The organism is Hahella ganghwensis DSM 17046, from assembly GCF_000376785.1.
GTDB classification, from domain to species: domain Bacteria; phylum Pseudomonadota; class Gammaproteobacteria; order Pseudomonadales; family Oleiphilaceae; genus Hahella; species Hahella ganghwensis.
Genome location: NZ_AQXX01000132.1, coordinates 50,277 through 64,297 on the forward strand (window position 1 = coordinate 50,277; position 14,021 = coordinate 64,297).

At 48.8% G+C, this 14,021-nt stretch carries 14 protein-coding genes; 9 read left to right on the plus strand and 5 right to left on the minus strand.

The features are described 5' to 3' along the window. Window positions 1-37: 37 nt before the first annotated feature. Both F566_RS0121980 and F566_RS0121985 read left to right on the plus strand, forming a co-directional pair. Window positions 38-601: a cytochrome c oxidase assembly protein gene (locus F566_RS0121980; protein ID WP_020409193.1), complete on the plus strand. Its 564-nt coding sequence runs from the start codon at window positions 38-40 to the stop codon at window positions 599-601. A 17-nt stretch (window positions 602-618) separates the two neighbouring features. Continuing rightward, window positions 619-1,506 carry a cytochrome c oxidase subunit 3 gene (locus F566_RS0121985; protein WP_020409194.1) on the plus strand — a complete coding sequence of 296 codons (888 nt, stop codon included), beginning with the start codon at window positions 619-621 and terminating at the stop codon, window positions 1,504-1,506. 129 nt (window positions 1,507-1,635) lie between these two features. Here the strand turns inward: F566_RS0121985 and F566_RS0121990 are convergent, their stop codons facing one another. After that, a complete protein-coding gene (locus F566_RS0121990) occupies window positions 1,636-1,839 on the minus strand; it encodes a twin transmembrane helix small protein (protein ID WP_020409195.1) in 204 nt (67 codons plus the stop codon). Between the two features lie 123 nt (window positions 1,840-1,962). On the opposite strand from F566_RS0121990, the gene F566_RS0121995 reads away from it, so the two are divergent. The 5 genes from F566_RS0121995 to F566_RS0122015 all read left to right on the plus strand — a co-directional run bounded on the left by F566_RS0121995 (window position 1,963) and on the right by F566_RS0122015 (window position 7,100). Next, a complete protein-coding gene (locus tag F566_RS0121995) occupies window positions 1,963-2,679 on the plus strand; it encodes an SURF1 family protein (protein ID WP_157496993.1) in 717 nt (238 codons plus the stop codon). A gap of 142 nt (window positions 2,680-2,821) precedes the next feature. After that, window positions 2,822-3,445: a hypothetical protein gene (locus tag F566_RS0122000; protein ID WP_020409198.1), complete on the plus strand. Its 624-nt coding sequence runs from the start codon at window positions 2,822-2,824 to the stop codon at window positions 3,443-3,445. Between the two features lie 108 nt (window positions 3,446-3,553). Next, entirely contained in the window at window positions 3,554-4,681 is a 1,128-nt protein-coding gene (locus F566_RS0122005; protein WP_020409199.1) for a COX15/CtaA family protein, read from the plus strand. Then, window positions 4,678-5,574: a heme o synthase gene (cyoE, locus tag F566_RS0122010; RefSeq protein WP_020409200.1), complete on the plus strand. Its 897-nt coding sequence runs from the start codon at window positions 4,678-4,680 to the stop codon at window positions 5,572-5,574. The genes F566_RS0122005 and cyoE overlap by 4 nt, the downstream gene beginning before the upstream one ends. A 257-nt stretch (window positions 5,575-5,831) precedes the next feature. After that, window positions 5,832-7,100, plus strand: a complete 1,269-nt coding sequence (locus F566_RS0122015; RefSeq protein ID WP_020409201.1) for a serine hydrolase domain-containing protein — start codon at window positions 5,832-5,834, stop codon at window positions 7,098-7,100. 48 nt (window positions 7,101-7,148) lie between these two features. On the opposite strand, the gene F566_RS0122020 is transcribed toward F566_RS0122015, so the two are convergent. After that, a complete protein-coding gene (locus F566_RS0122020; protein ID WP_020409202.1) occupies window positions 7,149-7,505 on the minus strand; it encodes a hypothetical protein in 357 nt (118 codons plus the stop codon). Window positions 7,506-7,831: 326 nt separating this feature from the next. Here F566_RS0122020 and F566_RS0122025 point away from each other — a divergent pair, with 326 nt between their 5' ends. Beyond that, complete coding sequence (locus tag F566_RS0122025; RefSeq protein ID WP_020409203.1) at window positions 7,832-8,053, plus strand: hypothetical protein; 222 nt, start codon at window positions 7,832-7,834, stop codon at window positions 8,051-8,053. A 3-nt stretch (window positions 8,054-8,056) separates the two neighbouring features. On the opposite strand, the gene F566_RS0122030 is transcribed toward F566_RS0122025, so the two are convergent. Then, window positions 8,057-9,154 (minus strand): SMP-30/gluconolactonase/LRE family protein, encoded by a 1,098-nt coding sequence (locus F566_RS0122030; protein ID WP_020409204.1) that lies wholly within the window; start codon window positions 9,152-9,154, stop codon window positions 8,057-8,059. Between the two features lie 72 nt (window positions 9,155-9,226). Next, window positions 9,227-11,314, minus strand: a complete 2,088-nt coding sequence (locus F566_RS0122035; RefSeq protein WP_020409205.1) for a hypothetical protein — start codon at window positions 11,312-11,314, stop codon at window positions 9,227-9,229. Window positions 11,315-11,489: 175 nt separating this feature from the next. Between F566_RS0122035 and F566_RS0122040 the strand changes: the two genes are divergently transcribed. Continuing rightward, a complete protein-coding gene (locus tag F566_RS0122040; RefSeq protein WP_020409207.1) occupies window positions 11,490-12,638 on the plus strand; it encodes a DUF1570 domain-containing protein in 1,149 nt (382 codons plus the stop codon). Window positions 12,639-13,012: 374 nt separating this feature from the next. Here F566_RS0122040 and F566_RS0122045 read toward each other — a convergent pair whose 3' ends face one another. Beyond that, complete coding sequence (locus F566_RS0122045) at window positions 13,013-13,666, minus strand: hypothetical protein (protein ID WP_020409208.1); 654 nt, start codon at window positions 13,664-13,666, stop codon at window positions 13,013-13,015. Window positions 13,667-14,021 lie beyond the last annotated feature (355 nt).

Below are 14,021 nucleotides of genomic sequence, written 5' to 3' on the forward strand. Positions count from 1 at the left end.
AGATCAGGCAGATAAGGATATTGAAAGGAGCCCGACAGTGACTGATGACAATACTCATACAGGTCAGAAAAGTAACCGGAAGGTTGTTATCTGGACGCTTGGTGTCGTTGTGGGCATGTTCGGTTTTGGATTTGCGCTGGTACCGTTATATGAGGTGTTCTGTGAGATCACCGGGTTAAATGGTAAGACTGGTGGCCGGTACGAAGTGTCCTCCACAATTGAAGTGGATGACACCCGGCGTATCCGTGTGCAATTCCTGACTAACAACAATGAGAACATGCCCTGGCAGTTCAAGCCCGTGGTTCGGGAAATCAAGGTACATCCTGGCGAACAGATGAAAGTGGAATTCTACGCCAAGAATACGACGGGAAAGATCATGGTGGCGCAGGCAGTCCCCAGCATTTCACCTGCTGAAGGTGCCGAATATTTTCATAAGACGGAATGCTTCTGTTTCAACCAGCAGACTCTGCAGCCTGGTGAGGATATCAATATGCCGCTGATCTTCCTGGTAGATAAGAACCTGCCAGACCGTCTGCATACGCTGACACTTTCATATACGCTGTTTGATGTGACCGAAAAAACAACAAAAACAAAGAGCTAACTGCCACAGGAGGACCTATGGCGACTCAGCAAAGTTATTACGTACCAGAACAGAGCAAGTGGCCCATTATTGCCACCGTCGGATTATTCCTGACCCTGGTTGGTGTGGGAACGGTCATGATGAACAACACTCAGGGGACCGACCCGACCACTGGCTGGTGGATGTTCGGAATCGGTTTCACTGTATTGATTTACATGTTATTCGGCTGGTTTGGCAGTGTGGCCAAAGAAAGTATGGCCGGGCTCTACAGCGAACAGATGGATCGTTCTTTCCGCTGGGGGATGAGCTGGTTTATTTTCAGTGAGGTGATGTTTTTCTCGGCATTTTTCGGTGCCCTGTTTTATGCCCGTTTTCTAGCTGTGCCCTGGCTGGCAGGTGAAGGCGATGGCGCCATGAATACGTTATTGTGGCCGGAATTTGAACGTGCCTGGCCATTGCTGAGTAATCCTGATCCCAACCTGTTCCCTGGACCGAAAGAGGTGATCAGTCCGTGGCAGATTCCACTGCTGAATACCCTGCTGCTGTTAAGCTCAAGTGTCACGATTACGATTGCCCATCATGCCATCAAGAAAGACGAGCGCAGCAAAGTAAAACTGTGGTTGGCGGCAACTGTTCTGCTGGGCGCTATATTCATGGGATTCCAGATTTACGAATATATTCATGCTTATCAGTATCTGGATCTGACGCTTTCCTCCGGTATATACGGTACCACCTTCTTCATGCTGACAGGCTTTCATGGCATGCACGTTACCCTTGGAGCCATCATTCTGTTTGTGATTCTGATGCGTTACATGAAAGGTCACTTTACCCCTAAGCAGCATTTCGGGTTTGAGGCGGCTGCATGGTATTGGCATTTTGTAGATGTGGTATGGGTATGCCTGTTCGTCTTTGTCTACATTATGTAGGCTCTGGAGAACAGAGGTAACAGATTCTGAATTGGCATCCGTTGGCAGATTATATGCCGAGGGTGCCAGAAAACGCTGCGAATCGGCAGCGTTTTAGTCTGGATTGAAAGATCTCGATTGAAAAGGATGTCAGTAGGGCGTGGGATTAAGTTCCAGATGGCCAGTGGCCAGGAGAATAATGACCAGTAGTATCAGTACAAGTGAAAACCCCACCCGAAAGGTCATGGCTTTGGCTGTGCGGTCGCTGCTGCTGGTATCCTTCACAAGAAAAAACAGTCCGCTGAACAGGCTGCCGATGGCGCCGATTAGCAAGAGCCCGATAAGTATTTTCATAGATCAGCCATGTAATTTGTTTTTTCATCAATATAGCAAACCTGCCGCTGACTCGACAGCGAAGCATGAGAAGTGCTGGATAGTTGTTTTTGCTTCACAAATGCTTTGCCTGAAGGTGCCAGTTTGAACTGGAAACTCTGGTGTCTGTTTGGAATATTGTTTCCTGCTCTTCTGGGAATGGGGGCGTGGCAACTTCAGCGAGCCGATGAAAAAAAAATGGCCCTGGAGCGTTTTCATGATCAAATTGACCAACCTCCCCGAGACTGGATGTCATTCCTCAACTCGCCCATTGATTTCGCTCAAGTTCGTTTGGAAGGAGGCTTTCTGGATCAGGACTGGTTGCTCGACAATCAGATAGAAGGGGGGCGCTTCGGGTATCGGGTATTTACCCCTTTCTGTCTGAACACGGCTACTCATGCTCCTCAGGATAGTAAGGAGTGTGTCCTAGTAGACAGGGGATGGGTCGCGGGAAATCTGGACCGCAACATATTACCTGCTATCGATCGGCCGGAAGGAAATTTGATTCTCCAGGGGCGGGCCGACCATATTTCATCGTCTGTCATTCTGGGTGAAAGCGAGCCTCTTGTGAATTCGCCCTATCGCGTACAACAAATCGAGATCGGCGAAGTCTCTGAGATGGCTGGCGTGCCATTGTCATCCTGGATACTGCGATTGTTGCCAGGACAACGAGGAGTCTATAAGCAGAACTGGCAGCCGGTAGTGGTAGGCCCCGAAAAACATATTGGATATGCTGTTCAATGGTTTGCCATGGCCATCGTGCTGGCTGGTTTGGTGGCTTGGTTGCAGTTCAAGCCGGAAAAAGCAGTCATGGATTCCTGAGTTGATGACTGAAGGAAGTGGTGTGCAGCACCTCGATTATTTCAATGGATGAATGATGTGTCTGAAGTTAACTATTTTGTGGCACCAAAGCATGTGGCTCCAAAGGTAGCAAAAGGCCTGAAGATAATAGTAGGACGTAGCGATGAATGAGATGTTGGAAGAACAACCCCAGACTCCCTCAAATGGCCGCCTGAAACTTTGGGGGTTAATTATATTAGCAGCAGCGCCGCTAATATTGGCCATGGTGATGTATTTCGGCAAGATCGGAATTCCCGGTGGCACAACTAACCATGGATCTCTGATACTTCCACCTGTTCCGGCTGAGGATTGGGGGGTTCGAGAGATACAACAGACAGATCCGGGCTTTATTCAATATGATGGTAAATCCAAGTGGGTCATGCTGGTGGTTGGAACCGGCATATGTTCTGACAGATGTGAAGAGGCTTTATACCTGACCCGCCAGATCAACATTGCCCTAGGTAAAGAAGTGGACAGAGTGACCCGCCTGTTGCTAGTACCGGAGGACATCAACGGGGTGGAACAGGCTATGAAAGGGCACGAATCTATGGTCCGTATGCGCTTTAGCAGCGATGAATTTGAAGGATTGAAGGAGACTCTTTCAAAACATGGTCTGGGTCTGAACGACTTCGATATTCTATTGATGGACCCATTGGGGAATATCATGATGCAGTACACAGAGAAGCATTCAGGGAATGATATTCTTGATGATCTGAAACGGCTTCTCAAAGTTTCCAAGATTGGTTAGAGTGAGTTTGACGGTCATCGTCAGTCATCCAGGGATAGAAGACTTCCGCGCAGGTTAAGAGAACCTGCTGGAGAATAAGAACAATTAAGAAAAATAAGAGGCAATGTGATGGATTATGTCGCGCCGCCCAAACAGGTTTATCCGCTAGCTACCCAGTTCCGGCTTGTCTGGTTGCGAAGGCTGGCAGTAGCCACAACCTGTTGGACTTTTGCTGTGATTATACTCGGGGCCTATACCCGATTGGTCGATGCCGGACTGGGATGTCCTGACTGGCCTGGATGTTATGGGTTTATCACAGTACCTAATGAGGCTCATGAGATTGCGGAAGCAGAAGCCCGCTTTCCCCATGCACCTGTTGAAGTTGCCAAGGGTTGGCCGGAGATGATTCATCGTTATCTTGCCAGTACGCTCGGCCTGTTAATTTTTGGTCTTGCAGCACTTGCCTATAAGAAACGTCCGGTAGATCAATCCGGCGTGATCGCCCAGACACTCCTGCCTAGAAAACACACGCTGTTCCTTGCCGCTTTGGTTGTTATTCAAGGGCTGTTCGGTATGTGGACGGTGACCCTGAAGCTTTGGCCGCAAGTCGTGACGGCGCACCTTCTCGGAGGCTTTACCACCTTCAGTGTGCTGGCGATTCTCTGCATGAGGTTGTTGGATCAACCGGTCAGGGTGTCGCAAAAACAGAAGTACTCCATTCAGAAAGCAAAACCCCTATTGGCCGCGTCTATTTTTCTGTTGGCTATTCAGATCACTTTGGGCGCCTGGGTAAGCTCAAACTATTCAGCTGTCGCCTGTACTGGATTCCCGGCCTGTAATGGTGAGGCATGGCCTGCAATGGATTTTAAGGATGGCTTCAACGTCATGCAGTCTATCGGACCAAACTATCTTGGCGGGATGCTGCATCATGATGCCAGAGTTGCCGTACACATGACGCATCGAATAGGTGCACTGGCGGTGACCCTCCTGCTGGGTATTACCTTGTTTTTTATTTGGTTTAGAGCAAGACAGACAGATTTGCGTATCCCTATTCTGTTGACAGCAGTTCTTCTGTCGATACAGGTGGGACTGGGCATCACGAACGTGGTAGCCGTCATTCCGCTGGCTGTGGCTGTTGCCCATAATGCCGTTGCCGCACTTCTGCTGGTCAGTTGTCTCTGGTTGGCATATCGGGTTTGGACACTGACAGCCCTTCGACAGGCACCACAAACAGAGGTAAAGGAGAACAAACCATGAAGCATACTCTATCGCTAACATCCGATACCTCCTGGCGAGACTACTATGAACTCTGCAAGCCTAGAGTTGTGGCTCTCATGATTCTGACTTCTGTTGTCGGAATGCTACTGGCCCAGGAAAGCGGTATTCCCTGGCACGCCCTGTTGTGGGGAAATCTCGGGATTGCCCTGATGGCATCTTCGGCGGCGGCGATCAATCATATTGTGGATCAGAAAATTGATGCGGTCATGGCGCGTACACGCAAACGTCCGATAGTCCAGGGACGGGTGGATAACTTCCATGCACTCTTCTTTGCGTTTGCATTGGCGATTATCGGTATGATCATCCTGGTCATGTGGGTCAATCCGCTAACTGCATGGCTGACGCTGGCTTCACTGATTGGTTATGCGGTTATTTATACACTGTTCCTGAAACGGGCCACGCCCCAGAATATTGTGTTGGGAGGGCTGGCTGGCGCTGCACCTCCTTTGCTTGGGTGGACCGCAGTGACCAATTCTGTTGACGGCCATGCACTATTGCTTGTGCTTATCATATTTGCCTGGACACCTCCGCATTTTTGGGCTTTGGCGGTACACCGCAAAGCTGAATACGCATCTGCTGAAATTCCCATGCTCCCGGTCACTCATGGTGAGCGTTATACAAAATTGCACATTCTTCTCTACACCATGATTCTGTTTGCAGTGACCTTGTTGCCATTCATCACCGGCATGTGTGACTGGATCTATTTTGTTTCGGCTGTGGTATTGGGTTTGAGGTTTCTGGACTGGGCCGTTGCCATGTGGCGAAACTCCCGTCCTCATGCGGCGATTAATACCTTCAAGTACAGTATTACTTATCTGATGCTGCTTTTTGTTGCACTACTGGTTGATCACTACGTACCGGTGACATTTTAGTGGTCCGTGCGGAAAACGGCTTAGAAGAAAGCGACTAAGTTTTTCCCACACCCCACTAGCGACGATCAATGCCTGTCTTTGTTTGAACTCAATATGATATGGAGATCTGCGCTGAAAAGTTGCAGATCTCCACATTTCTTGTACCAATCTCTCAATTTATAGTGATTGATCCTGGCCTCCCGCGTTAAAATTTTCTGGCGCTTTCAGGCAGTTTTTCTCTGCCTTAAATAAAATAATCATATGATCAAGGGCTGTTTATGTTAGAGCTCGTTCGCAGGCAGTTTAATCTGGCCGATATTTCGGAGCCTATGGATGCGGTGACGACAATCGACGAAAAGCAGGAAGTGGTTCCTGAGTGTGTTGACGTGACCAGAGAAGGTAAAGCCAGAATATGGAAGGCGGTCGAGCAGCTGTACCATACCGGTACGCAACCTGCGATTACGCTGTGTATCCGACGTAGGGGAAAAATTCTACTTAACCGTGGAATCGGTTTTGCAAAAGGTAATGGGCCCGGTGATCTGAAGCATGATCATACCTTACCTGCAACTACAGAGACGCCGGTCTGTCTGTTTTCAAGTTCCAAAGCCATGACTGCGATATTGATGCATAAGCTGGCTGAGCAGGGGGCTATCAATCTGATGGATCCTGTGAGTTTTTATCTTCCTGAATTCAGTAAACACGGAAAACAGAACATTACGATTCATCAGATATTGTCTCACCGGGGTGGCATACCCGGCCTGCCGACTCGGGTTCCAGTCGAAACGCTTTATGATAATGATGAAGTCTGGCGCTTACTCTGTGATGCCAAGCCTATTGCTGTCGACGGAGCGAAGCTTGCCTATCACGCCATTACCGGTGGGTTTGTTCTTGCACGCGTATTGGAACAGGTAACCGGAAAAAGTATTCAGCAGTATCTGGATACTCATATCCGCAAACCTATGAGAATGAAATACTTTACCTATGGGATCGGCAAACAACAGCGTCAACTGGTGGCTAAAAACTATGCCACAGGTCCTAATGCGCCATTCCCCGTGTCCTGGGCAATTAAACGTGCACTGGGGGCTAGTTTTCCAGAGGCTGCGGCCATTTCCAATCAGGCACCCTGGATGGATGCTGTGATCCCCGCAGCCAATATGTATGCCACAGCGGAAGAAGTCAGTCGGTTCTATCAAATGTTGTTGGATCACGGATGCTGGAATGGCAAACAGATTCTCAAACCGGTGACGGTACAGCGAGCGATTCAGGAGTTTGGGGGCTGTACATTTGATCGCACCATGATGATTCCCATGCGTTACAGCGCGGGACTAATGCTTGGAGGAGATCCGGTAGGGTTGTACGGCCCGAATACTGGGAAGGCTTTTGGCCATATCGGGCTAATCAATAAATTCTGCTGGGCCGATCCGGCACGTCAGATTTCAGTCGCCCTGCTCACGACTGGCTTGTCGCTGGTATCCCATCACCTGCCGGTACTGGCCATGCTACTAAGACAGATCAGCCATTACTGTGAACCTACGGTGATGAAATAGGACCTGGGGGCTTCCGACAAGTGCGATGCCTAATCCTGGTCGCCTGGTTCAGTCATCCCCAGACCATTTGTTGCTTTGTTGGTCGATAATGGTAATGACGCTTTTAAGTAGCTGTTTGAGTCTGATCTGGGTGGTTGTGCGCTCGACCACATGATCCACACTGCTCTGCAAGGCGTGTAATTTGGGGCTGACATAGCGAATGCCGTCAGTGATCATTTCGTAGGGATAGTGATGGTCCTGAATACTCAGTTTATTCAGTTCTGCTATTTCCTGATGGAATAGACTCAATACATCGTAGACCGTGTCTTTGTTTTCAATAGTCGATGCTTCCCAGTACGCATCGTCCAGCACGTCCAGCAGGCTCAGGAATATGCTACTGGCATCAGATATTTTGGCAGGCGTCATAAGGGCTCCTTCATTATTGTCCAGCCTCGGGCGCGTACGTTGACGATAAACGATTATGCTTATCAATAAGCATAGCAAAGACTGGAAAAATCGCTTTTTCTGCAATAGGCCGGCCTGATCACAACTGGATCAAAGAAGGGATTCATCGGAATTCTGGAGATTGTGGCTTTTACAGGTGGTTGAAAAATGAACAAAACGTTACACGAAAGTGTGAGTCTCCTCACAAGCAGAGTGTAAGATAAACAACTACAATGAGTTTCTGTCATTTAATTTCAGTACCATATTTTCACTCGGTAGACGGCATCGCAGTAGAAAGGATACCTGGTATGACAACATTAGAAGCCCAGCGCAGGAGATTGCTGGTAGAACTTAGAATTGCAGAGAAAGAACTTCAGGAGCTTTCAGCCATGCCAGTGGTTGAACCTACAATGGTGAATTTCTACGAAGACCTGCTTTCCTGTCATCGGGAGATGATCCGAATGATCGAAAGCCATCTGAAGGGCAATGACCAGTTCGACAACAGCGCCTTGGCTGGCTCCGCCGGCTGAACTTCATTTTCCAGGCGCGCTTAATCGCCCTATTCTGTCTCCGGTCAAAGTCCCTAATAACAAGTGACCCTGGCTCTCTTCCACGGATGTCACCTCAAAAATGTGTTGACCACTGGGGTCCTGGAGATTGGACACAACCCCTCCTTCCTCATTCAGGCCGATGACAAATCCATAGTGAATAGGTTGTGGTTGCATGAAATCAGGTAATTTGACGATGAGCTTTTTTAACAGGGGATAAGGATGAATGCTGTCAAGCTGGGAATTTCTGGGGGTCGCAAGAGCTACCCAGAATATTCCCCTACGATTTCCCGAGATGCCGTCCGGAAAACCCGGTAGATTGTCGACAAAAATTTCATGTTTGCCAGCCATAGGGCCTTCAAGCCAATAGCGGACAATACGATAACGCCAGGTTTCATTCACCAGAACGAAGCTCTCATCCGAGGAGAGTGCCACGCCGTTGGCAAAATACAGATTATCCAGCAATACTTCCACAGTGTCGGATACGGGGTCGTATTTTAGAAGTCTGCCGTAGGGTCTTGCCTCTATGGCATCCCAACGGTAATTTTCGATCGGCCAACGGGAGCTGGCATCGCTAAAGTAGACATTGCCGGCTTTATCAATGTCCAGGTCATCGGTAAAACCGAAAGGCAGGCCGTTTGCTTCTGTTGCCATTACTTCCAGCTGTGTTTCTGTGGATGAGTATCCTGCAATGGAGAGTTTTAGCAAACCATTCCTTGCATCGGCGATCCATAAATGGCCGTCGGCATCAAATTCCAGCCCCAGTGGACGGCCACCGGTATTCACCAGTACTTCCTTTTTGCCGCTTTTATCGATGCGCACAATGTCACCGTTCTCCAGTCCGGCAACGATGCGTCCCTCCGAATCCGCATCAACATCTTCTGGACCTTTGACCTGACCAAGCGCGATCAACTCACTCTGGGCGAGTTTGTTATTGGGGGCATAGGTATCGGTCAACTCCGGTGCCGGGGGAGGCTCATAGGCTACCGGATCGATGGGAGACGGTGAAAACAGGAAGTACAGAACAAATATGGTCAAGGGGATGGCTATCAGTATGCCGATTTTTTTCAATTCGTTTGCCATGCCTTGATTGCCACCATGATTACAGGGCCTGCCGACAGGCCCGGGATTAGCATTAATTACGGAAGTAAAAGTTTACAGGAGTATAAAAGGATACCCTGCATTGAGTGCCGGTGTCTCCGGAGGTGCGTTAGCGTTGACGTCTTCGGTATTTTCCTCGTTTTCGTTTTCGCTTTCCTCTTCTTCGTCATCATCAGAGCTGCCGGCAATATCATCGAAGACACTGCCGTTATCTTCTTCGTCCGGGATAATAAATTCCTGCTCCAGTGTATCTGCCAGAGGGGCATATATTCTCTCTTCCACCAGAATCAGTTCACCATCATTGGGGTTGAGGTTTTCCACGATCGCCGCTCCCTGCCTTCTGCGGGTAATCACCATGGCGGTCCTGTTCTCACTGTCGAGTAAGGGAAATTCGCAGAAATGGATATCGGGACCGGCCTCACCTGGGGTGGCGTTAATGTAGCGGCAGGTTACGGTCGGAAGATCATCCTGGTGAAACTTTTCTACAAGTTCGATATCCGGACTTGCTGCACAGGCGGTTGCCAAATCACCGGGGTCTGTCGAAAAAACTTTTATTGTGGATAAAGTGTCGTCTATGTAGCAGTGGTAGGTGAACTGTGAATCGTAATCGGAAGATTGCTCAAGCCTGGTCAATGCATAGGAGGTATCATAATCAGCCTGATAGTGTAGCTTGACCGTGGAAGACTCGGTGTCAGTGACTTCTGAAATACGAGTAGCCTCGTCATGTAGCATTTCAGTGTATGACTCTCCATCCGGATCCACATATAAAGCAGTCAACTCTGTTAAAGACGGGTTTTCGGGAAAGCGATGAACTGCAAGTCCGGCGCCAGCTTCTTCGATTTCCGGATCAGGATTCAAATCTTCCAGGACGACGCTTGATATGAGATCCCACTCTCCATCAGCTTCCAATATCTCTGTGGAAAAAAGTTTATGGAAAGCCCGAGGAATAATCACGGCCTCTCCACGGGACGGGACAGTGGAGTAGGTATATCGATTGTAATAATCCACTCCACCGTCAATCCGCGCCGTAGACACTCTTTCGTCAGCAAATCGGCTGAACTGAACATGTCCTGTCAGTTTGCTGTTAGGGATCAGGTCGGCTAACTCAGGTGCCTGGTAGTTTGAATCGATTTGGGCTGAAGAAGGAATGGGGAAGTAATAAGCCGTATTCAGAAATGAATCAGTCCTTTGTCTGCTGGTGGAGTTTGAAGAGACATACCATTTTTGTTCGGATAAGACTGCTGGGTTGTCAAAGCTTGTATCTACAAGCCCCATATGCTCCAGTTCGGTGCGAAAGTTATCAAAGTTCAATGCTTTGAGATCATCTTCGGACTGCAACAGCTGCCTGAGTGTGGTGACCTCCTCTGGACTCCCCTGCAGTGCCCACTCAGCAAACCCAGTGAGTGATTCTGCGCTGGCACGAAGAAGGTTGGCGGCAGTCATGTCGGCAACATCGCCGTCAACCTGGCTTAGAAGGTTATCTTCCACCACCATATTCTGGCCGTTGTACAGTTCCTGTTGCACAGTGATGAGAGATTTGGCCAGTGAATGCAGAACATAGTTTTCACTGGAGACATAGTCCTGCAGTAGATCGGATTCAAGCCCTACCCGTGTTCTGACTCTATTGTGGGCTGAACCATAAGTTGCGATCCCGTCACGTCGTTGAAGATAATCATATTCCGCCACGATCAGTGTCGTCAGGGGGGTAATGTAAGGGTTTCCTGGTGGGCTGCTCAGGATATAGCCTTCTTCGACTATACCAAGGGCCTCATTTTCACCCACCATATCATCCTCATCTACTGAAATACCGGGTAATACATGAGCCATCATTCGGTATTGTCGTGGTGACCCCAGGTCGCCCATCATGCTTTTGGTAAAAGAGAATCGACCTCCATCACGACTCATGACGTTAGGCTCGCCCTCATCCAACTGGAAATTTTCATTAATATCCAGCCATACGCGGGCGTGCCGGAGATAACCGTCCATGACCCTGCCATTAAGTGTACTGGCGGAGGAGCCGGTATTGCCCACCGGAGGCGTTAGCGTTTCGCGTTCGGGAATACTGGACTCCTGACCACCACAGGCCGAAAGTGTGTAGATGACTGTGACAAAGAGTGCGGATTTGTAAAGGTGCTTCGCCATGAGATTGTTTTCAACTTATCCTTATAGTCGGGCAACGTTAACCAAGTTTCAGGACATATTCGTTGAAGGGCTTAACAAAAGTTTACAGAAGTCATATCTGCTCGGAGCAGATGTCACAAAATAGCGTTAATCGATTTATTGAATTGAGCATTGGGAGTCTCTGGAGGGGCCACCTGTGGTGAGAGGCATTTTACAGTTGGTCGCGGTTCTGGGGTTGGGCGTGTTGCTTGGGTGGACCCTGATGAGCGATGCCCAGAAACGATGGTTGAAGCACCAGGCTGGACTGGAAATTCCGGAGCTTCCGGTGGTTCCAGTGCCTCAGGTTATGGAGCCTCCGTCCATACCGATGACTCTCAATGAGGAAGAAGGGCGCGAGCAACTTGACCTGCAAAGGATCGGAGAGCTGTTTCAGCAACATTTCAATTGTGTTCGTCCTGAAACCGGGAAAATTACAGAGCAGCCGCGAACGCAGATTTATTCCTGGGTTGATTCCGAGGGACGCAGGCACTTTTCTGATCAGGCTCCGGAAAAGACCAGGATCGAAGATTTAAGTCAGCAATACGGAGGTGAGTTGGCGTATTTTGATCTCAACATCAGCTCACCGGACGGAATTATTGCAACAGGCGTTAGAGATCGCCTGGAGACCGATGTCAGGGCAATTTACCGATACCTGACCAAGGATCTGGGTATTCAGCACATGCGAAAAGTCGCGTTGAACTTGAAAATCTATGTTGAACCCGGGCACTTTGAAAAATACCGGAACGAGCGGGCACCTGGGCTTTCTGGGGCGGCCGGATTTTATACCACTGATGGTAATGAGGCTGTTGTTCTACAACGTTCACCTGCCCATACACTTCGTGTTTCCAGACATGAGGCAACGCATGTCATCGTGGCCGGGCTCTATGGCAGGACTCCCATGTGGTTCAACGAAGGCCTGGCAGAGTTCTTCGCTGATTATGAAGCCAAAGCCATGAGTCGTACTCAGGAGATTCCTTTCTGGAGGGCAGAGCATTTGAGACAAATGATGGAAGGTGACCGTTTGCCTGATCTGGAAGGCTTTCTGAGAGTGACGCCGATAGAGTGGCGCAATGCCGACCCGGCCACAATGTATTCCATGGCCTGGTCTGTTGTGGCATTCCTAATGGCCACTGAGGATGGTCGCGATACTATGGTTAAGGTAATGGATCATCTAAATGAAAATCCCTGTTCGACTGTGCCCTCCAAAACCTGGATAGAGGATTATTATGCTGGTGGCTGGGATAAATTCGAGGATGGATGGCACCACTGGCTCAATAAACGGCTTTTAGGACTGGCGCGAAAATAAAAAAAATTGAGATCTATGAAATTGATAAATAAAAAAAGCCTCGATTCGGAAATCCGGCACGAGGCATAAGGCACGAGCGTAGAGGTAACAGTCATCGTACAGAAAAGTACCCTGACTATCGGTAAAGAAAGTGTCTGAAATGCAAGTCGGTTGCATGTCAGAAACACGATCTTCCCTTTAGGTATTGCAGTGCGCGTGCCAAGTCTGAAATAATTTTTTAAATTATTGATAAGTAAGAGAATTAACCGGGTTTTATAATCTTCTGAAAGATCCTGAAGAGAAGTCCTGATGCCCTATTTGCAACCTCTTCGCACCAAAAAGGGGCGCTGCAGAGCTGTCATCCGGCGGAGGTGATGGAAAGTTTCTGGCATGAGCTACAATCGAAATCTCACTCTTTTCCAGAGCCAGCCGGTTAATCCGAAATTTAGGGTCATCATCAATGCAAACCACCACTCGGTGGTATTTTCCCACCGGTCCTTGGCTGGGTTTTCCTGTGTCAGGGTCGCGCCGAGACTGACCAACCCGACAATCAGGATGCCTGAAAGCAATACCAGCATATAAGTGATTGGAGGGTAATGCTCTGCTTCAGGGTAATGCTTCAGTGATCGATAAAAAATCATCTGGGCCAGAGCTGTGAAAGTGAAATAGATAATGACTCCGTAGCGTCTCATTAACCGGTAGATATCACCTTCGGTTCCCAGATAGGTGGCATAAAGCACCAGAAAGATTGCGCCGGTAACCCCCAGGAAACTGACAATACGCCCATGAGCACGCTGTTTCACCTCGCGCCGGAGGAAGGCCTGGCATACCTGCCAATAAATTACCATGTAACCGGCACTGAATATCATGCTCGCTTTAAACAGGTAGATAGCATCTGAAACGCGCGCCGCTTTGCTGATTGAGACACAGCCGTCCCAATAGGGGTTGCACCATGGAATCAGTTGCAGTCCGCTGCTCCATAGCCAGCATCCATGAATGCTGATTAAGGGAAGAAAACAGATCAGGTACGCAATAGTGGTTGGTTGCATCAGATATGCTCCCCTGACTGGCAGGCCTATCATTAAATAGAACTGGTGACGGCCAGATGTGAACCTTAATTAATCAGATTGAAGAACTTCCCAGGTAAGATCAGTATAGTGTTAAGGTTTGTGGGCGATATATAAAGGACTATGGAGCTATTCATAATTCACTGTTTGTGAACAGCGGGTTGTGAATAAGTATTCGATGGTTGACTGCGACAAAGGCTTCAGCCCCGACTTTGATCGGGTAGTGACATGCTAATGATTTAGGGCAGTTTCTATCGATCATATCCGTCGGTTGATTTCTCAACTGACAATCAGTATCAATCAAATACTTCCGGAAGCGGCTATCCGGTAAATAAAG

Excerpts from the sequence above, each read along its gene's own strand:
- F566_RS0121985 (WP_020409194.1), top strand. The coding sequence starts at position 619 with ATGGCGACTCAGCAAAGTTATTACGTACCAGAACAGAGCAAGTGGCCC.
- F566_RS0121990 (WP_020409195.1), bottom strand. The coding sequence starts at position 1,839 with ATGAAAATACTTATCGGGCTCTTGCTAATCGGCGCCATCGGCAGCCTG.
- F566_RS0122000 (WP_020409198.1), top strand. The coding sequence starts at position 2,822 with ATGAATGAGATGTTGGAAGAACAACCCCAGACTCCCTCAAATGGCCGC.
- F566_RS0122005 (WP_020409199.1), top strand. The coding sequence starts at position 3,554 with ATGGATTATGTCGCGCCGCCCAAACAGGTTTATCCGCTAGCTACCCAG.
- cyoE (WP_020409200.1), top strand. The coding sequence starts at position 4,678 with ATGAAGCATACTCTATCGCTAACATCCGATACCTCCTGGCGAGACTAC.
- F566_RS0122015 (WP_020409201.1), top strand. The coding sequence starts at position 5,832 with ATGTTAGAGCTCGTTCGCAGGCAGTTTAATCTGGCCGATATTTCGGAG.
- F566_RS0122020 (WP_020409202.1), bottom strand. The coding sequence starts at position 7,505 with ATGACGCCTGCCAAAATATCTGATGCCAGTAGCATATTCCTGAGCCTG.
- F566_RS0122025 (WP_020409203.1), top strand. The coding sequence starts at position 7,832 with ATGACAACATTAGAAGCCCAGCGCAGGAGATTGCTGGTAGAACTTAGA.
- F566_RS0122030 (WP_020409204.1), bottom strand. The coding sequence starts at position 9,154 with ATGGCAAACGAATTGAAAAAAATCGGCATACTGATAGCCATCCCCTTG.
- F566_RS0122035 (WP_020409205.1), bottom strand. The coding sequence starts at position 11,314 with ATGGCGAAGCACCTTTACAAATCCGCACTCTTTGTCACAGTCATCTAC.
- F566_RS0122045 (WP_020409208.1), bottom strand. The coding sequence starts at position 13,666 with ATGCAACCAACCACTATTGCGTACCTGATCTGTTTTCTTCCCTTAATC.